This window comes from Streptomyces sp. NPDC048416, from assembly GCF_043200435.1.
GTDB lineage: Bacteria > Actinomycetota > Actinomycetes > Streptomycetales > Streptomycetaceae > Streptomyces.
The window spans coordinates 107184-125603 of the sequence record NZ_JBICXU010000007.1 but is presented as its reverse complement, the minus strand read 5'-3'; the positions used below and the strand labels follow the sequence as shown (position 1 = coordinate 125603).

Annotated in this window: 14 protein-coding genes; 4 read left to right on the top strand and 10 right to left on the bottom strand. The window is 72.0% G+C overall.

Going from position 1 to position 18420, the window contains the following annotated elements:
- Positions 1-91: 91 nt before the first annotated feature.
- Positions 92-2311, top strand: coding sequence for an RICIN domain-containing protein (locus ACGFW5_RS12070; RefSeq protein ID WP_393834074.1), 2220 nt, complete (start codon positions 92-94; stop codon positions 2309-2311).
- Between the two features lie 126 nt (positions 2312-2437).
- Here the strand turns inward: ACGFW5_RS12070 and ACGFW5_RS12065 are convergent, their stop codons facing one another.
- Complete coding sequence (locus ACGFW5_RS12065; RefSeq protein ID WP_393834073.1) at positions 2438-2824, bottom strand: PPOX class F420-dependent oxidoreductase; 387 nt, start codon at positions 2822-2824, stop codon at positions 2438-2440.
- A gap of 243 nt (positions 2825-3067) precedes the next feature.
- Between ACGFW5_RS12065 and ACGFW5_RS12060 the strand changes: the two genes are divergently transcribed.
- Entirely contained in the window at positions 3068-4102 is a 1035-nt protein-coding gene (locus ACGFW5_RS12060; RefSeq protein WP_393834072.1) for a methyltransferase, read from the top strand.
- A 24-nt stretch (positions 4103-4126) separates the two neighbouring features.
- On the opposite strand, the gene ACGFW5_RS12055 is transcribed toward ACGFW5_RS12060, so the two are convergent.
- The 4 genes from ACGFW5_RS12055 to ACGFW5_RS12040 all read right to left on the bottom strand — a co-directional run bounded on the left by ACGFW5_RS12055 (position 4127) and on the right by ACGFW5_RS12040 (position 6703).
- Positions 4127-4609 carry a hypothetical protein gene (locus ACGFW5_RS12055; RefSeq protein WP_393834071.1) on the bottom strand — a complete coding sequence of 161 codons (483 nt, stop codon included), beginning with the start codon at positions 4607-4609 and terminating at the stop codon, positions 4127-4129.
- Positions 4610-4690: 81 nt separating this feature from the next.
- On the bottom strand, positions 4691-5146 hold the full coding sequence (locus tag ACGFW5_RS12050) for a hypothetical protein (RefSeq protein ID WP_393834070.1): 456 nt from the start codon (positions 5144-5146) through the stop codon (positions 4691-4693).
- 155 nt (positions 5147-5301) lie between these two features.
- The gene (locus ACGFW5_RS12045; RefSeq protein WP_393834069.1) at positions 5302-5904 is read right to left on the bottom strand and encodes a hypothetical protein; all 603 of its coding nucleotides are present in this window, start codon (positions 5902-5904) and stop codon (positions 5302-5304) included.
- A 289-nt stretch (positions 5905-6193) separates the two neighbouring features.
- Positions 6194-6703: a MarR family winged helix-turn-helix transcriptional regulator gene (locus ACGFW5_RS12040; protein ID WP_393834068.1), complete on the bottom strand. Its 510-nt coding sequence runs from the start codon at positions 6701-6703 to the stop codon at positions 6194-6196.
- A gap of 145 nt (positions 6704-6848) precedes the next feature.
- On the opposite strand from ACGFW5_RS12040, the gene ACGFW5_RS12035 reads away from it, so the two are divergent.
- Positions 6849-7265 (top strand): organic hydroperoxide resistance protein, encoded by a 417-nt coding sequence (locus ACGFW5_RS12035; protein WP_393834067.1) that lies wholly within the window; start codon positions 6849-6851, stop codon positions 7263-7265.
- 17 nt (positions 7266-7282) lie between these two features.
- Here the strand turns inward: ACGFW5_RS12035 and ACGFW5_RS12030 are convergent, their stop codons facing one another.
- The 5 genes from ACGFW5_RS12030 to ACGFW5_RS12010 all read right to left on the bottom strand — a co-directional run bounded on the left by ACGFW5_RS12030 (position 7283) and on the right by ACGFW5_RS12010 (position 14119).
- Complete coding sequence (locus tag ACGFW5_RS12030) at positions 7283-8236, bottom strand: NAD-dependent epimerase/dehydratase family protein (RefSeq protein WP_393834066.1); 954 nt, start codon at positions 8234-8236, stop codon at positions 7283-7285.
- A gap of 199 nt (positions 8237-8435) precedes the next feature.
- Positions 8436-9944, bottom strand: a complete 1509-nt coding sequence (locus ACGFW5_RS12025; RefSeq protein ID WP_393834065.1) for an MFS transporter — start codon at positions 9942-9944, stop codon at positions 8436-8438.
- Between the two features lie 136 nt (positions 9945-10080).
- Complete coding sequence (locus ACGFW5_RS12020; protein WP_393834064.1) at positions 10081-11625, bottom strand: carboxylesterase/lipase family protein; 1545 nt, start codon at positions 11623-11625, stop codon at positions 10081-10083.
- 271 nt (positions 11626-11896) lie between these two features.
- Positions 11897-12100: a hypothetical protein gene (locus ACGFW5_RS12015; protein WP_393834063.1), complete on the bottom strand. Its 204-nt coding sequence runs from the start codon at positions 12098-12100 to the stop codon at positions 11897-11899.
- A 234-nt stretch (positions 12101-12334) separates the two neighbouring features.
- Entirely contained in the window at positions 12335-14119 is a 1785-nt protein-coding gene (locus ACGFW5_RS12010) for a M4 family metallopeptidase (RefSeq protein ID WP_393834062.1), read from the bottom strand.
- 397 nt (positions 14120-14516) lie between these two features.
- Here ACGFW5_RS12010 and ACGFW5_RS12005 point away from each other — a divergent pair, with 397 nt between their 5' ends.
- Positions 14517-18281: a helix-turn-helix domain-containing protein gene (locus tag ACGFW5_RS12005; protein ID WP_393834061.1), complete on the top strand. Its 3765-nt coding sequence runs from the start codon at positions 14517-14519 to the stop codon at positions 18279-18281.
- Positions 18282-18420: the final 139 nt, after the last annotated feature.

The window sequence follows — 18420 nt, the reverse complement described above, 5'->3', positions numbered from 1 at the left end:
ACGCGTCACACTGGACGCTCTCTCGCGCCCCGGCAACTCCTCCCGCACACCCCCCACTTACTCCGTGCACCCCGCGGTACTGGAGAGACGCATGACAACTCCCCCCTCGTTCACCGGGCGCCCGCGGCGCAGGACCCGGCCCGCCCCCCTGCTCGCCCTCGGCGCCCTGCTCGCCTCCCTCGTGTCCGCGACCGCCTTCGCCCCCGCCGCGCGGGCCGCCACCCTGCCGACCGGCTGGGTCACGGTGGCCGCCGAGCACAGCGGCGCCTGCGTGGACGCGGCCGCCGCGGGCGCCGCCGACGGCACGGCGGTCCAGCAGTACGCCTGCAACGCGAGCACCGCACAGCAGTGGCGGTTCGAGGCGACCGGCGACGGATACGTCCGGGTCGACAACCGCAACGATCCGAGCAAGGTGTGGGACGTCACGGACGTCTCCACCGCGGACGCCGCCCCGGTCCAGCTCTGGTCCTACGGCGGGGGCGCCAACCAGCAGTGGCTCCCGGTCCAAGAGGCGGGCGGCACCTACCACTTCGTCAACCGCAACAGCGGCAAGTGTCTGGACGTGCCGGGCGCCTCCACGGCGGACGGCGCCCGCGTCCAGCAGTACACCTGCAACGCGACACCGGCCCAGTCCTTCAGCCTGAGCGCCCTGGACGACCCCCAACCGCCCGCCGGTACACCGGACTTCGGGCCCAACGTCACGGTCTTCGATCCGTCGATGTCCGCCTCCGCGATCCAGGGCCGGCTCGACCAGGTCTTCGCCCAGCAGGAGAAGAACCAGTTCGGCCCGGAGCGTCACGCCCTGCTCTTCAAACCAGGCACCTACACCGCCGACGCCAATGTCGGCTTCTACACCCAGGTCGCCGGGCTCGGGCTCTCACCGGACGACGTCACCATCAACGGAGCCGTCCACGCCGAGGCCGACTGGTTCCAGGGCAACGCCACCCAGAACTTCTGGCGCTCGGCGGAGAACCTGTCCGTCAACCCCACCGGCGGCAGCGATCGTTGGGCGGTCTCGCAGGCCGCTCCCTACCGCCGCATGCATGTGCGGGGCGACCTCCAGCTCGACGACGGCGGCTGGTCGAGCGGCGGGTTCATCGCCGACTCGAAGATCGACGGGCAGGTCCGCTCCGGCTCGCAACAGCAGTGGCTCTCCCGCAACACCCAGTGGGGCAGCTGGAGCGGCGCCAACTGGAACATGGTGTTCGTCGGCGACGTCAACGCCCCCGCCAACTCCTTCCCCAACCCGCCGTACACCACCGTCGCCCAGGCACCCGTGATCCGCGAGAAACCCTTCCTGTACGTGGACGGCGCCGGGGCCTACCAGGTGTTCGTACCGGCCCCGGGCACCAACACCCAGGGCACCACATGGGCGGGCGGCCACCAGAGCGGCAGCTCCCTGCCGATCGACACCTTCTACATCGTCAAGCCGGGCGCCACCGCCGCCGACATCAACCAGGCACTCGCCCACGGCCAGAACCTCCTGGTCACACCCGGCGTCTACCACCTGGACCAGACGCTGAACGTGACCCGCGCCGACACCGTCGTGCTGGGTCTCGGACTCGCCACCCTCGTCCCCGACCACGGCATCACCGCCATCGACGTGGCCGACGTCGACGGTGTGAACGTGGCAGGACTGCTCATCGACGCCGGCACCACCAACTCCCAGACCCTGATGCGGGTGGGCCCCACCGGCTCGACCGCCCGGCACGGCGCCGACCCGACCTCGCTGCACGACGTGTTCTTCCGGATCGGAGGGGCAGGCGTCGGCAAGGCGACCCAGAGCCTCGTCGTCAACAGCTCGGACGTCATCGGCGACCACATGTGGCTGTGGCGGGCCGACCACGGCAGCGGCGTCGGCTGGACCAGCAACACCGCGGCCAACGGCCTGATCGTCAACGGCACCGACGTCACCATGTACGGGCTGTTCGTGGAGCACTACCAGCAGCACCAGGTCCTGTGGAACGGCAACGGCGGCCGGACGTACTTCTTCCAGAACGAGATGCCGTACGACCCGCCGGGCCAGGGCTCCTGGATGAACGGTACGACGCGCGGCTACGACGCGTACAAGGTCGCCCCCACCGTCACCAGCCACGAGGCATGGGGTCTCGGCAGCTACTGCTACTTCAGCGCCGCCCCCTCCGTGGTCGCCGAGCGCGCCTTCGAGGCCCCCGCCGCCCCGGGGATCCGCTTCCACGACATGGTGACGGTCTCGCTGGGCGGCACCGGCACCATCAACCACGTCATCGACAACAAGGCAGGGCCCTCCAACTCCGCGAGCAACGTGGCCGATCTCGTCTCGGGCCCCTGAGCCGTGGCTCACGGTCCCACCCGGCCGGCGGGGTCCGGCACACACGCTCCGGACCCCGTCGGCCCAGCGGCCCCGCCATACGGGCGGACGACGCTTCTGTGCGGACACGCCCCCGCTGAAGTCAGGTCAGGCGTCGAGAGTGATCCGCAGGGCCACGGTGCCGCCCCTGCCGCGTCGCAGTCGGCTGCCGAGCAGTGTGAGCGTGCCGAGCAGCGCGTACTTGCGGCGCAGCAGCGCCCGGCAGGCGTCGGTGGTGGCGGCGTCGCAGATCACGGCGGTTGCCGGGCGCTGCTCACCGGTCGGGTTGCCGCGCACGTCGCACGGACCGACCAGCACGCCCGGCCGGTTGCGGATGCGCTTGACCTTCCAGGAGTCGGTGACCGTCCAGACCAGCAGGGCGTCACCGTCCCGGACCACCCACACCGGGGTCGCGACGCCCGCACCGTCCTTCTTGTAACTCGTCACGAGGAGATATTTGCCGGCACCGAGCCGGTCCAGCACAGCGGCATTCATGGCGCCGTCCTCAAGGGTCGTGAAGGGGTGGAAGGCCTTTGTAGCAGGTGCCCGCCTACGGGCGACCCCGCCGGAACGCCGGCACCGGGGCACTCCCGGCGGCGCGTCCGGGTACCGGCACCGAGGTGCGCCGTGCCCAGCAGACCACATGGCCCCCGTCCGCCCCGCCGAATCCCCACCGCTTCACGCCACACACTGCGACGATGGGAGAGTATGCCCCCCCGTGATGACAGGAGCGGACCCTTGGCGACCAGCTCGGACCTTCCGACCGGCCCCACCGACCAGTTCACCCCCTCACCGCTGAACCAGCTGCTGTACGGCCACATCCACTCGGCCGCGGTCAGGGCCGTGGCCGAGCACCACATCGCGGACCGGCTGGCCGACGGGCCCCGCACCGCCGAACAACTCGCCGCGGACAGCGGCCTGCACGCCCCCTCGCTCAGGCGCGTGCTGCGCCTGCTCGCGATGCACGGCCTCTTTACGCAGGACGAGAAGGACACCTTCGGTCTGACCGACGCCGGCCAGGCGCTGCGCACCGACGTACCGGGATCGCAGCACGCGGTGGCCCTGTTGTTCACCGACGAGATGTTCCGCCGGGCGGCCGTGGGCATCCCGGACGCCGTACGGACGGGGACAACACCCTTCGAGGCCGCCTATCAGGTCCCGTTCTTCGATCACCTGGCCGTCTCGCCCGGCGAGCGGGAGCTCTTCGACACGGGCATGGCCTCGATGTCCGGCCGCACCGACGACCTCATCGTGGGGAGCTACCCCTTCCCCGCCGAGGGGACGGTGGTGGATGTCGGAGGCGGCAGAGGCGGTCTGCTGCACGCCGTGCTGCGGCGTGAACGCGCCCTGCACGGCGTGCTCTTCGACCGGCCGGACACCGTGTCCGACCACGTCCTGGACACCGAGGAGGTGCGGGGACGCTGGAGCGTGCGGGGCGGCGACTTCTTCTCGTCGGTGCCGTCCGGCGGGGACCTCTACCTGCTCAAGCGCATCCTGCACGACTGGAGCGACGAGGAATGCGTGCGCATCCTGGGCGCGGTCCGCGAGGCGGCCACGCCGGGCACACGGCTCCTGGTGATCGACTCGGTGCTGCCGGACAACGGTGACCCGCACCCCGCGGTGGAGCTGGACATCGTCATGATGATGCTGGTGACCGGCAGGGAACGTACGGCCAGAGAGTTCGAGGACCTGTTCTCACGGTCCGGGTTCAGACTGAACCGTGTCCTGCCCACCCCGTCACTGCCCTCGATCCTGGAGGCGGAAGCCGTGTGAGCGGCCCCGGTCGCCCGGCCGTCCTCACAGCGCCGCCGTCACATTGCGCAGGAACAGGGCCACGAGAGCGGCGACGGCAAGGATGACGAGCCAGGAGGCGAAGCCGGTGTGCCGGCTCATACGCGCCGCTCTGCCGGGGCGCCCGGCCGCCTTCGTCTTCTTCGGGCGGCCGGGTCGTGGCATTTTCGGGGGCCGCCCCGTGGCGCGGGGCGCCGGACCCGCGGCGGTGTCGGCGAGCAACCTGCGGCAGACGGTGGCGAGTTCACCCATGCCGAGGGTGAGGCTGGCCACCGTCTCCGAGCGGGCGGGGGCGGTGGTGCCGCCTTCGAGGATCCGGCCGGCGCGGATCAGCACCTGGTCCTTGCCGCCGGTGGGGGAGAGGCTGATCCAGCGCTCCACGTGGGCGCCGCGGATGACGACACTGCCCGTCCGCTCGCGGTACAGGGTGTGCTCCCGCCACAGCAGCCCCGCCAACTCGTGTGCGGTGTCCCGCAGTTGTGTGCTCACGCTTCCCCCACCGTCCCCAGGCGTTCGAACAAGCATCGCACTCTAGCGGGAGCGGTCGGCGGCTCGCGAACCGGCCCGCTCTCACCCGGCCGGTTCGACTTCCAGGTAGTGGCGGCGGCGTGGCCCGCGGTATTCCAGGGCCACCCAGCCGAGTGGCCGCAGGACGGCGGCGCAGCGCCGAAGGGACTCGCCCGCCGCGTACTCGGCGCCGCTGCCGGGCGGGCCGAGCCATTCCACGCGGGCGGTCGCGCGACCTTCGGCGGCGCTGACGCGGTAGCCGGTGGCGCACCGCACACCCTGCCCGTCGACGGCGGAGGGCTCGATCCCCGCGGCTTCCAAAGCGATGGCGATCGCCCGCACCGGCTGAAGCCGCTCCCACGGCGCCGGCCCCCGGGCGTTGGGTCCTTCCATCACCCGGCGGATGTGCAGCAGACCGGCGAACGCGGCCCGCACGGCGGCTTCCCGGTCCGCCCCGGCCACCCCGGGCCCCTGCCCCGTCGCCGCCTCGAACGGTCCCGCCGTCTCACCGTCGGCCATGGCCCACCTCCCTGGTCCCCAGGATGCTGGCCGCCGCCACACCGTGTCGAGCGGGGGCCGACCCCGCGTCGGCGGCCTTGTTCGCGGCCGTGTCGTTGCAGCCCTGCCGCGCGGGCGGCGGGCCGTGCCCGGGACCTCCTGGGGGCCCCGCCGCGTCAGGCCGTACGCCGCCAGATCGCCTGCCAGCGCTCGTCCCGTTCCCTGATCACGCGGACATCGCGCTCGACGGGGCGCGAGCCGAGCGAGATTCCGCACCGTGCGCAGAGCTCGTGTTCGGCGTAGCCGCTGTTCCAGCGGGTCGTGCCCTCCTGCCCGTCGCACGCCGGGCAGGAGGCGGACCCCTCGCAGCGCAAGAGGCGGGCCACCACCACCGGCAGCGGGTCGGTGGGATGGAACCCGGGATCGGGACAGTGAGCGAGGCACACGCCGGACCCGCCGCGAAACGTCCCCCGGGGGCCGCCCCTCGACGGGTCTCGCTGTCCCGCGGCCTTCTCGCGCCGGCGGTGAGCGATGTACGCGGCCCGGTCCGTGAGCCACAACTGCCGTGCTGCGTGCACCTCTTCGACGGCGCGCACCAGCGACCGCGGGTCTGCTTCCAGCACGGCGGGCACACCGGCGCTGCGGCAGAGGTGGTGATACGTCGCGCGAAACCCATAGGGGGCGAACATCACCGCGCAGGTGCGCAGACTCGCATGCCGCGCGCGAAGTGTGAGCCCCACGTCGTGGACCCGCTGCCGGTGTGTCGCGAAGCCGCTCATCGAGTGAGGCTACGACGCCGGGTGTGCGGCGCGCACGTGACTATGGGCCGGGGGATGGGGGGAGCCCACAGCACTGCCGCCGGGCACCGTACGGTCCCGGGCGTCGTACGGTCCCACTCGTCCTGCGGGTCCCGGGCGTCACACGGCCCCAGGCGTCATGAGGTCCCGGGCGTCGTACGGTCCCACTCGTCCTGCGGGTCCCGGGCGTCGCACGGCCCCAGGCGTCGTGAGGTCCCGGGCGTCGTGCGGCCCCGATCGCGTCATGCGGTTCCGATCAAAGGGGGGCAGGTCAGTCCCCGGCGCAGACCGCCTCGTCATCACCCGCCCCCGACGGCCGCTGCGCCAGGTCAAGGCCCTCGGTGAGGGTGGCCAGGAGTGCGCGCAGGGTGTGGAAGTCCTCCGGGGGGAGATTGACGGCCCGCGCGATGTGGTGCGGCACGGCGAGGGCGCGCTCGCGCAGCGCCGTGCCCCGGGGCGTCAGGCGGATGGTGACGGAGCGCTCGTCGGCCCGGCTGCGGTGTCGCTCGACGAGACCCGCCGATTCGAGGCGCTTGAGCAGCGGCGACAGCGTCCCCGAGTCGAGCCGCAGCTTCTCGCCGATGCTCTTGACCGGCAGCTCCCCGTGCTCCCAGAGCGTCAGCATCACGAGGTACTGCGGATACGTCAGACCCAGGTCCTTCAGCAGTGTGCGGTAGACGCCGTTGAAGGCGCGCGAGGCCGCGTGCAGCGAGAAGCACAGCTGGAGGTCGAGCCGCAGAAAGTCCTCGTCCTGCGGGCGGGCGGGGGGCGTGGTCACCATGCGGCCAGACTAGCACCACGCCATTTAGTTGTGCGCAACTTAATTGTGTGCTTCAGTTGCTCCCGGACAGCCGAGGCCCGTCCGCGGCCTCCCCGTACGAAGTCGCTCCGGGCCCGTACGGACGGACACGAGAGGAACCGATCCCATGGACGCGCTCTACACCGCAGTGGCGACCGCCAATGGCCGCGAGGGCCGCACCGTCAGCTCGGACGGCCGGCTCGACCTGCCGCTCGCCTTCCCGCAGGCCCTCGGGGGCAACGGCGAGGGCACCAACCCCGAGCAGCTGTTCGCCGCCGGGTACGCGGCCTGCTTCGCCAGCGCGATGGGCTCGGTCGCCCGGCAGCTGAAGCTGGACGTCAAGGATGTCTCGGTGACCGCCGAGGTCGGCATCGGCAAGGACCCCGCCGACGGCGGCTTCGGCATCGGCGTCGTCATGCGCGTCGAGCTCCCCGAGCACCTGGAGGGCGACAGTGGCGCGAAGCTCGTCGAGCTGACCCACGCCGCCTGCCCGTACTCCAAGGCGACCCGGGGCAACATCCCGTTCGAGATCGTCATCGAGTAGCGGGCCCCGCGCCGCGGTCAGACGCGCTCGGCCGGCAGGCCGCGGTACCAGGCGAGCGTGGCGTCGAGGGTGTCGCTCATCGCGATGGGCTCGGCGGCGAACGCGGCCTCGAAGGCGCCCGAGTGCATGATCTGCGGCTCGGTGTGCTGGTAGAACATCTCGGCATACGCGTCGACGAAGACCTGGTCGAACGGGCCGAAGGGGCGCAGCTCGTCGAGAGTGACGATCTTCAGCGGACGGCCCACCCGGTCCTCGATCATCCCCAGGATCTCGCGGGTGGTCAGGGTCGGCGCCGTGGGCAGGTGCCAGACGCGGCCGTCGCCGCGCGGGCTCTCGCCGAGCGTGGCGAGCCCGCCGGCCACCGCGCGAATGTCGGTGTAGCTGTGCGGAAGGTCGATGTCGCCCAGGGTCAGTACCTCGCCACCACTCAGTGCCGCCGGGAAGACGGCCGCGCCGAGCGTCGAGTTCAGGACCCCGGGCCCGACGAAGTCGGCGGAGCGGCCCAGCACCACCGAGGCGCGGCCCTCGCGGTGCGCGTCCAGGTACTTCTCGTCGAGCTCGGCACGCATCCTGCCCTTGTGGGTGGTGGCACGCCACGGGGTGTCCTCGGTCATGACGTCGCCATGGGTCTCGCCGTACGGGTAGAGCGTGTCGAGTACGACCAGGCGCGCCCCCTGCGCCTCGACGGCGCCCAGGACGCAACGCTGGATGCGGGGCATGACGTCGACCTGGAGCTGGTAGGCGACATTGACGCAGTGGTACACGACCCCGGCCCCCCGAACGGCCGCGGCCGCCCCCTCGGGTGTGGCGACATCGCCCTTCACGCGCTCAACGCCCTTTATTGCGGGGCCTGTTCCCGACCGGTCGACGAGGCGGACCGGGTGCCCGCGGTGGGCGAGCTCGGTGGCGAGCGCCGTGCCGGCCGGGCCCGCACCGAGGACCACGTGGAGGTTGCTTCCGCTGTGCTTCATGTCCGTACCCCTCTGCCCGGGCAGGTGTGCGCACCCGGTGTTGTTATGTAGCGTGCCGTTAGTTAGAGACTATAACTGCGGCGAATGCCTCACGCAATGGCGGGGTCGGTGGAGCTCCACACGACAGAGGGCGGCGAGCTCCTGCTCGCCGCCCTCCTGAAGCTGTCCGCCCCCTTCGCTCGAAGGCGGGCGGCCGTGTCTACCCCGCGGGCGCCGCGGGCGGCGTCGTGGTCTCGCCCGTCGCGGCCAGCCGCGCCGAGAGCGGCGCGGCGATGTCCTCCAGGGACTTACCCTCGGCGTCGATCGCGAGGAACGCGGCCACCACTCCGGCCGCCGTCATCAGAGCCGCCCCGATGCTGAAGGCGAGGACGGCGTCGCCGACCACCCCGCTGGACGTCAGGGTGGAGAAGACGAGCGGCCCCGAGATGCCGCCCGCGGCCGTCCCTATGGCGTAGAAGAAGGCGATCGCCATCGCACGGGTCTCCATCGGGAAGATCTCACTCACCGTGAGGTACGCCGAACTGGCACCCGCCGACGCGAAGAACAGCACCACACACCAGCACGCCGTCATGGTGGTCGCGTTCAGCCAGCCCTGCGCGAAGAACCACGCGGTGACGAAGAGCAGCACACCCGACAGCACATAGGTCCCGGCGATCATCTTGCGCCGCCCGACCGTGTCGAACAGCTTGCCCAGCAGCAGCGGGCCGAGGAAGTTGCCGAAGGCGATCACGGCGAAGAAGTAGCCGGTGGTGCCGCTCGACACGTCGAAGAACTTCACCAGGATCGAGCTGAACCCGAACGTGATCGCGTTGTAGAGGAACGCCTGCCCGATGAAGAGGGCGAAGCCCAGCACCGCGCGCTTGGGGTACGAGCGGAAGAGAGTTTTGGCGATCTCAAGGAAGCCGACGCTCGTGCGCTGCTCGATGGTGATGGAGCTCCCCGGCTCGGGAAGCCGCTCGCCGGTCTCCTCCTCCACCGTGTGCTCCACATCCTCCAGCAGCTTCTCGGCGCCGTCCTCCTGGCCGTGGATGAACATCCACCGCGGGCTCTCCGGCACGTGCCGGCGCACCAGAAGGATGACGAGACCGAGCACCACACCCAGGGCGAACGTGAGCCGCCAGCCCACATCCTTGGGCAGCAGATCGGTATTGAGGGCGAGGACGGAGAGCAGCGCACCACCCATCGCGCCCAGCCAGTAGCTCCCGTTGATGATGAGGTCCACCCGTCCCCGGTACTTGCTCGGGATCAGTTCGTCGATGGCGGAGTTGATGGCCGCGTACTCGCCGCCGATACCGAAGCCGGTCAGGAAGCGGAACAGGAAGAACCACCAGGCGGTGAAGGACAGCGCGGTCATCGCGGTGGCGGCGAGATACACCGCGAGGGTGACCAGGAACAGCTTCTTGCGTCCGAACCGGTCGGTGAGCCAGCCGAAGAACAGCGCCCCGAAGCAGGCGCCCGCGACATACAGCGCGGCGCCGAGGCCGGTGACCTGGGCGTCGGAGATCGCGAGCCCGCTACCGTGTTCCGAGAGCCGGCTCGCGATGTTTCCGACGACGGTGACTTCGAGCCCGTCCAGGATCCACACGGTGCCGAGGCCGATCACGATCATCCAATGCCAGCGCGACCACGGGAGCCGGTCCAGCCTGGCCGGCACGGAGGTCGTGATGGTTCGCGGCCCCGGCCCGGGGCCCTGCACCGTGCTGCTCATGAACTGCCTCCTGCCGCCGCGAGCCGAACCGCATCTGCCGGACGCGAGTACCCGGCGCGCCCCGGACATACTCCCCGCAACCATCCGGACGTCCGTGGACCCGGCCGGGCACGGCGCGCCCCTGGGCCGGTGGCGCTCAGGAAGCGGGCGCGGGATCCGTCCCGGCGGCCAACTCCATGGCCGCGAAGCCGTGTCCCGCCCAGATCCTGCGTGAGGCCTCCTGCGGGTAGGGCACGGTGTGCGGCTCGGCGGTGAACACGCGCGTCAGCCGTTCACCGGTGCGGAAGGGGGCCCAGCCGGGGTCGCCGTCGGCCGCGAACGCGGCCCACGCGCCGCTCATGGCGTCCGAGACCACTCCGGCCTCGGCCGGCGGTTCCTCGCCGAGCGCCACCGTGGCGATCCCACCGCGCAGGTTGCCGAACACCAAGGGCACGTCCAGGCCGTGGCAGGCACCGAGCACCCCGCCCAACGTGGGTGCGCACCATGCCAGTTCGTAGGCATATGTGGTACCGCCGCCCAGGGCGTGGGCCTCGGCCAGCTGAAGGCTCGGCATCCTGAAGAGCCAGTCCGACATGACCAGGTCCTGCATCGTGGTGGGGTCGGCGTCCGGATAGGCCGCGCGGTACGCCGCCTCACCCCCGGGCGCCGGAGCGAACCGGGTCAGTGTGGTGTCGGCCTCCTCCTGGGTGACCTTGCCGTAGCGGCCCGCCATGACGGTGAACAGCCGCGCCTCGTCCCGGTTGTGGCCCGCGATCAGGTCGACGTCGCGGCTTCGGCCGTCCCGCAGCGCATCCCAGGGTGTACAGGGCAGCACCTCGCCGTCGACCACCGGTGCGAACGGGAGGTGGGCGTGGGCGATCCGGCCCCAACGCGACGCGTACTGAGTGATCTTGCCGAGGACCGCGTCCGCCGCGTCCCGCAGGGCCGCGGGCGTGACCGGAGCCAGCGCGTCCGCTGTCGCGGGCAGGCCGAGCTCGGCGGCCACGCTCGCCCCGACGTCCGCGGCCAGCGCCGCACCGAAGAACGTGCCGGGCACACTCTGTGCCACGGCCCGGTGGAAGAGGCCCGCCGCCCTCGGCATCGCGAGCAGCGCCGCCACCGCGCCTGCGCCCGCGGACTCGCCGAAGACGGTGACCCGTCCCGGGTCACCGCCGAACGCGGCGATGTTGTCCCGCACCCATTCCAGGGCGGCCACCTGGTCCAGGAGCGCCCGGTTGGGCACCGCGCCCGCGAAGTGGCCGTACCCCTCGGCGCCCAGCCGGTGGTTGAACGTCACGACGACCGCTCCGCGCCGGGCGAGCGCCGAACCGTCGTAGGTGGGGCCCTCCGCGGAGCCCACCACATAGGCGCCGCCGTACACCCACACCAGCACGGGCAGCCGCACCGCCGGGCTCGGATCGGGCGAGAACACGTTGACCGTGAGCCAGTCGTCGGAGCCGCCCGGGTTCTCGGGCCCGGCGCCGAACCCGAGAGCGAGGGACTGCGGGGGAGGGGGGCCGAAGGCGAGGGCGTCGCGGACGCCGTCCCAGGGCAGGGCGGGCGCCGGCGGAGCCAGGTGCAGCGGCCCGACGGGCGGCTGGGCGTACGGGATGCCGCGGAAGACGGCGATGCCGTCCGTCCGCACGCCTCGTACGGTTCCGGCGGTCGTTCGGATTTCGGGTGCGCGCGAGGAGCCGGTCATGGATGTCCCTTTCGGCAGCGGGACTCCACCCTACGGACGTATGCGCGCACCCGGGCGGCCGGGGGAGGCACCCTGCCGGGGACGGGAACGCCCTCAACTTCCTGACTGCTGGGCCCGGTTGGGGCGGCCGTGGCGCTGCGGGCCCCGGCGGCGGGCGGGTCGCGGCCGCCCGCCGTGCAGCGGGCCAGGGTCTTTCGTCCGGGTCAGGCCGGGCCGGGTCAGGCCGGGTCGGGCCGGGTCGGGGAGCGGAGTCTGGTGCCGACGCGAGGCCCTAGGGAACCTCGCGCAGATACAGCGCGCCGCACGTGTGGCAGAAGGGGTGGGCCCGGTCCGTGCCCCAGGCGTCGTCGGACAGCTCCTCCGCACCCTCGGCCACCTCGCGTCCGCACATGGACTGTCGCTCATCGCCGCGGACCATGTGCCATTCCTTGAGCATGCCGTCGGGAAGCCGTTCGGCAACGATGCGGTGGCGCACTGGTGACTCCTCATGGGTGTCGGGCCGCGCCCGGCTTCGCGGCCGCGGGCGCCGGGCGGACCCCGGCCATTCGACACTGACACCGCTACGACGCGGGCGCATGCCGAGGACTCGCCGCAGGTGACGCCGCGCCGCACGCGAATCCCGGTGTGAGGGGGAGCTCCGGCACGGCCGGCCGGTGGTGGACATGACGCTGCCGCCCCACGGATCGCGGGGCGGCAGCGGCGTGCTGGGTCAGCCGCGCGACGGGGCGTTCGCCGGGGTCACGTTGACGGCGGCCCAGGCCTTGTCCACCGTCTTGTACTCGGTGCTGCTCGCGCCGTAGAGGTCGGCGGCGGCGCTCAGCGTGGCCGTGCGGGCGTCGTGGAAGTCGGTCGTGGAGACCATGTACCGGGTGAGCGCCCGGTAGAAGATCGCCGTCGCCTTGTCCCGTCCGATGCCGGCCACCGTGGAGCCGTCATAGGTGGGCGAGTCGTAGGCCACGCCGTTGATGGTCTTCTTGCCGCTGCCCTCGGCCAGCAGGTAGTAGGCGTGCGAGGACACACCGGAACCCGCGTGGACCTCGGTGTCGTACGACGCCTTCGACCAGTAGTCGACGGTGCCTTCGAGCTTGTCCAGGGACGGCTTGTCCAGGCGGCGCAGGAACTTCTGCTGGAGCCCCAGCTTCTCGCCCATCAGGTAGTTGGGCGGGTTGTTGGGGTTGTTGGTCGCGAACTCGACGTTGCTGCCGAAGATGTCGGCAAGGGACTCGTTGAGTGCGCCGGGCTCACCGAACTGGTTGTCGTCGGCGTCGACGCGGGTCGGCTGAAGGTTGGCCGTCGCGTCCACGACGCCATGGGTGAGCTCGTGGCCGGTGACGTCCAGGACGACCAGGGGCTGCGCGAAGGTCTGCCCGTCGCCGTCGCCGTAGAGCATGCAGCCGCAGTCGGAGGACCAGAACGCGTTGCCGACCTTGTTGCCGAAGTGCACCAGCGCATGGGCGCCGGCGCCGTCGTTCTTGATTCCGTCGCGGCCCAGGGTCTTCTTGTAGAAGTCCAGGGTGCTGGTGATTCCGTACTGCGCGTCGACGGCGACGGTGGCACGGTTGCTCGTCTTGCCGGTGCCCCAGCGGTTGGTGGTGCTCGTGAACGCCTTGCCGCCGGTGAACTGCTGGAGTTCCTTGTTGCCGGCGTCGCGGGTCTCGGTCTGGCCGCGGCTCGGGTCCTTGAGCGTGAAGGCGCTCTTCGCGGTCTGCGTGGTGGTCAGCGGCACGCTGCCGACGAACAGGGACGCGCCGGTGCCGGTGGCCGCGGCGGGGAAGCCGGTCGCCTTGGAGGAGGCGAACGGGGCGGGGGAGGGGGAGCTCAGCGACGGGCTGAGCTTCTGGCCGCTCTTGCGGAGCTTGTCCTGCACGGTGGGCGAGATGAAGGAGTCGCCGGCCGGGGTGTTGCTGAGGACGGCGCCGCTGGCCGCGTCGACGACCACGGTGCGGGCGCCGGACTCGGTGGTGGAGCTGTTGCTCACCTGTATCTGGTAGGCGAGTGCGGTGCGTCCGGCGCGGGCGTCCACGACGAGTTGGGCGGTACCGGCGGTGCCCTTGGCGGTGGCGGCGGCCTTCGCCTTGGCCTGCTCGGCCGTCACCTTGGCACTGGTGGTGGCCACGGCGACCTGCCCGCGCAGGGCGCGCGTCACGCCCGTGTAGGCGGATCTCTTGTCGAGGTGGATGACCAGGTCGCCGCCGAGGACGGGGAGACCGAGGTGCGTGCGCACGAAGCGGACGTGGCTCTTGCCGTCCGGGTCGACCAGTACGTCGGTGGCCTGAAGTGTGTCGTCCTTGCCGACGCCGGTGGCCGATGCGTGGGCGACGGCGGCGGCGCGGGCCGCGTCGATCACCGGCTGGAAACCGGCGGCCGCGGCGGGGGCGGTGGCCCCCTGGGCGGCGGGGGCGGCGAAGGCCGTGGCCCCGCCTCCCGCCGTGATGGTGATGGCCGTGGTGACGGCCAGGGATATCGCCAGGCTGCGTATGTGGGGTGTACGCACGGTGGGGGGTCCTTAGAGGTGCGGGGGCGGTCGGCTCAACAACCACCCGTACGCACGGTGCTGTTGTGCACCGCGGGGACCATGAGGTCCCGGCTGGAACCCTGCTATGCCTGGCATGAGCATGTAAAGAGGGAGATCGACTTTCTCTGTTCAAGAAGCGCAGATTTAACAAATGGTCCGGACTTGAATGGCCGGAAGGTGTCCAAACTCCGCACTCGTCGGCACAGATGCGCGCGCACGGAAGAAGGTTGCTCCGGCCGCCCGGCTTTCTCGCTACGGCACGACGTCCACCCACCCCGCCGAAGGCACCCCGCCCGCACGTCCGTTGCCGACCGGAACCGGACGAAGTTCGTCCTTTTCCGGCGTACGCCCCGTCCGTCACGGAAAGGTAGGTCCCGTGCCAACGGACGACGAAACGACCGGCGGTTTCGCAGCGGAGCTGCGCCGCCTGCGAGCCCTGCGCAAGGTGTCCCTCACCGGACTCGCCCGCTCGATCCACTACAGCAAGGGATACCTCAGCAAGATCGAGAACGGCAGCAAGCCGCCCACCCTCGACGTCGCCCGCCGTTGCGACGACGTACTCGAAGCGCGGGGCGCACTCGTGCGCCTCCTGCCGGAACCGGCCGCCGTCCCCGCACCGCGCACCGCGCACACCGGTCCCGGCGAAACGGCCCTGTGCCCCTACCGCGGTCTCGCCGCCTACGGACCCCAGGACGCCGCGTGGTTCTACGGCCGCGAGAGCGCGACGGCCGAACTGACCGGCCGGCTCGCCGAACGGATGGGCCGTGGGCCGCTCGCCGTGGTCGCCCCCTCGGGCGCCGGCAAGTCGTCCCTCCTCCGAGCCGGGCTGCTGCCCGCCCTGCGCCGCGGCGCGCTGCCCGTGCCCGGCTCGGACCAGTGGCCCGTCGTCGTGTGCACGCCCACCGCCCACCCCCTCAAGGAACTCCTGCGCTGCGCAGCGGACACCCTGGGCGCGGCGGGCGCCGAGATCACCCCCGAAGCGCTCACCGAGCGCCCCGACACGCTGCTCGACGCCTCCACGGCGCAGGGCCACGACCGGGGCCTCGTCCTGGTCGTCGACCAGTTCGAGGAGACCTTCACCCTCTGCGAGAGCGACCGCGAGCGCCGCGACTTCGTCGCCGTGCTGCACGCCCTTGCCACCACCCGGGGCCGTGACGGCTCCACCCCCCGCGCAGCCGTCGTCATCGGCCTTCGCGCCGACTTCTGCGGTCGCTGCCTGGACGACCCCCACCTCGTGGAGGTCTTCACACACGGCCTGTTCGCGCTCGGCCCGATGTCCGGCGCGCAACTGCGCCAGGCCATCACAGGACCCGCCGAACGCGCCGGACTCAGCCTCGAACCGGGCCTGGTGGAACTGCTGTTGAGGGACCTCGGAACGGACTCCACCACCTCCGTCGGCTCGCTCCCCCTGCTCGGGCACGCCCTGCTCGTCACCTGGCAGCAACGCACCAGCAGAACCCTGACCGTGGCCGGCTACGAGACAACGGGCGGCATCCACGGCGCGGTCGCCCGCACCGCCGAGTCGGTGTACGACAGGCTCGACCCGGCCGAACAACTGTCGGCCCGCCGGCTCCTGGTATGTCTCGTCCATGTGGCGGACGACACCGCCCAGACCCGTCGGCCCGTCGAACGCGAGCTCCTGATAAGGCAGTTGGCCGACCCCGAGACCGGCGCCCGCGCCCTCGACGCCTTCGTGGACGCCCGCCTCCTCACCGCGGGCAGCGAGACGGTGGAGATCACCCACGAAGCCCTCCTGCGCGCCTGGCCCCGGCTGCGCGGCTGGATCGAGGCCGACCGGGCGGGCCTGGTGATGCGCCAGCAGATCGGCGACGCCGCGAACCAATGGGTGCGATCGGGCCGCGACCCCAGCCTGCTCTACCGCGGCACCCGGCTGGCCGCCGTACGCGACCGCTCGCGCCACGACGTCGACCGTGACCAACTCGGGCCGGTGGAACGCGAGTTCCTCGACTCCTGTGCGGCAGAGGAGGAGCGCGGGGCACGCCAGGCACGGCGCCAGACCCGGATCCGCCGCGCCCTGCTCGCCACCCTCGCGGGTCTCCTCGCTCTCGCGGTGACCGCCGGAGCGCTCGCCTTCCAGCAGCGCCGCCGCGCCCTCGACCAGAGCCACACCGCCCAGTCGCAGGCCCTGGCCGTGCGCTCCGGCGCGCTCGCCGCCGGACAGCCGGAGGCCTCCATGCTGCTGGCCGCCGACGCCTACCGCACCGACCGCACCCCGCAGGCCCGCGGCGCCCTGCTCAGCACCCAGGCGCAGTACTTCGACGGGCGCCTGCGCGCCCACACGGGACCGGTCAACTCCGTGGCGTTCAGCCCCGACGGCACGACCCTCGCCTCGGCGAGCTCGGACGCCACCGTGCGGCTCTGGGACACCACGAGCCACCAGGTGACCGCCACCCTGAGCGGCCACACCGGGGCGGTCACCGCCGTCACCTACTCCGCCGACGGCACGCGCCTGGCGACGGCGGGAGCCGACGGCACCGTACGGCTGTGGGACGCGAGGACCCACCGGATCGTCGCGACGCTGACGGGCCATCAAGGCGCCGTGCGTTCCGTCGCGTTCAGCCCGGACGGCCAGACCCTCGTGTCGGGCGGCGCCGACCGGACCGTACGCCTGTGGAACGTGCCCGACGCGGCCGCGCGCACCGTCCTCGCCGGGCACGACGACACCGTGATGGCCGTCGCCTTCAGCCCCGACGGGCACAGCGTGGCCTCGGCGTCCGTCGATCGCACCGTACGCCTGTGGGACGTGACGGGCAGCAAACCCCCCATGGTCCTCACCGGCCACAGCGACCAGGTGCTCGGCGTGGCCTTCAGCCCCGACGGCCACACCCTGGCATCCGGCGGAGCCGACCGCACCGTCAGACTGTGGGACCTGCCCGACGGAACGGCGCGCGGCGTGCTGACCGGACACAGCGACGACGTGAACGCCGTGACCTTCACCCGCGGCGCAGACACCGTCATCAGCGCGGGCGGCGACGGCACCGTCAAACTGTGGGACGCCGTCAACCGCCGTCTCGTCACCACCCTGTCCGGCCACACCGACTACGTCCTGGCGGTCGCGGCAGGACCCGGCGAACGCGTGGCCACCGGCGGGTTCGACCAGTCCGTCGTGCTGTGGGACCCGGGCCGCTCGGCGCTCACCGCCCGGCCGTTCACCGAGGCGTGGCAGTCGGCGTTCGCACCGGACGGCAGCCTGCTCGCCTCCGCCGAGGCGGACCGCACCGTCAGGCTGTGGGACATGGCCCGTCACCGGCTGCGCGCCACCTTGACCGGCCACGACGGCTCGGTGTTCGCCGTGGCCTTCTCACCCGACGGCCGTCTCCTCGCCTCGGCGGGCGCGGACCGCACCGTCAGACTCTGGGACGTGGCGAAGGGCCGCCTCGACGCGACCCTCACCGGCCATGACGGCTCGGTGTTCGCGGTCGCCTTCTCGCCCGACGGGCACCTGCTCGCCTCGGCGAGTGCCGATCGCACCACCACCCTGTGGGACGTCGCCACGCGCAGGCCCTATGCGGCGCTCAGCGGCCACGAGGACTTCGTCAACACCGTCGCGTTCAGCCCCGACGGCCGCACCCTGGCCACCGGGAGCGACGACCTGACGGTCCGCCTGTGGGACGTGCGCGACCCCGGCCACGGGCCGCGTTCCGTGCTGCGCGGGCACACCGGCTCGGTGCGTTCCGTCGCGTTCGCCCCCGACGGCCGCACCTTGGCCAGCGGCGCCAACGACGGGACCGTACGCCTGTGGAACCTCGCGCACCCCACCACGGCCCGCACGCTCGCGGGCCACAGCGGCTCGGTGCGCTCCCTCGCCTTCAGCGCCGACGGCAGGACCCTCGCGAGCAGCGGCAGCGATCAGACCATCCGTCTGTGGGACCCCGGAAGCGGCGAACACCTCGCCACGCTGAGCGGACACACCGGCGCCGTCTGGGGCGTCACCTTCGACCCCGGGCTGCCCGGCACCCTGGCGAGCAGCAGCAACGACGGCACCGTCCGGCTCTGGAACACCGACGTGCCGCGGCAACAGGCCCAGGTGTGCCGCCTGTTGGGTGACACGGGGCCGGACCGCTGGGCCCACCTGCTGCCCGACCTGCCCTTCCGGCCCCTGTGCCCCACCCCCGACTGACCGTCACCGCGGTGCTGTTTCCCACGTGTTTCCCGTTTCCTGACGGCACAGGAGACGGGCGCCTCCTCGACAGCGCACCCCGGCACGGCACAGTCTCGAAGCACCGCGGCAGACGATCCCGCTCAGCACCTGAGCGCCC

What these genes read in the sequence shown, in the direction of transcription:
- ACGFW5_RS12070 (WP_393834074.1), top strand. Translation starts at nt 92, where the DNA reads ATGACAACTCCCCCCTCGTTCACCGGGCGCCCGCGGCGCAGGACCCGG.
- ACGFW5_RS12065 (WP_393834073.1), bottom strand. Translation starts at nt 2,824, where the DNA reads ATGAATGCCGCTGTGCTGGACCGGCTCGGTGCCGGCAAATATCTCCTC.
- ACGFW5_RS12050 (WP_393834070.1), bottom strand. Translation starts at nt 5,146, where the DNA reads ATGGCCGACGGTGAGACGGCGGGACCGTTCGAGGCGGCGACGGGGCAG.
- ACGFW5_RS12045 (WP_393834069.1), bottom strand. Translation starts at nt 5,904, where the DNA reads ATGAGCGGCTTCGCGACACACCGGCAGCGGGTCCACGACGTGGGGCTC.
- ACGFW5_RS12040 (WP_393834068.1), bottom strand. Translation starts at nt 6,703, where the DNA reads ATGGTGACCACGCCCCCCGCCCGCCCGCAGGACGAGGACTTTCTGCGG.
- ACGFW5_RS12035 (WP_393834067.1), top strand. Translation starts at nt 6,849, where the DNA reads ATGGACGCGCTCTACACCGCAGTGGCGACCGCCAATGGCCGCGAGGGC.
- ACGFW5_RS12030 (WP_393834066.1), bottom strand. Translation starts at nt 8,236, where the DNA reads ATGAAGCACAGCGGAAGCAACCTCCACGTGGTCCTCGGTGCGGGCCCG.
- ACGFW5_RS12025 (WP_393834065.1), bottom strand. Translation starts at nt 9,944, where the DNA reads ATGAGCAGCACGGTGCAGGGCCCCGGGCCGGGGCCGCGAACCATCACG.
- ACGFW5_RS12020 (WP_393834064.1), bottom strand. Translation starts at nt 11,625, where the DNA reads ATGACCGGCTCCTCGCGCGCACCCGAAATCCGAACGACCGCCGGAACC.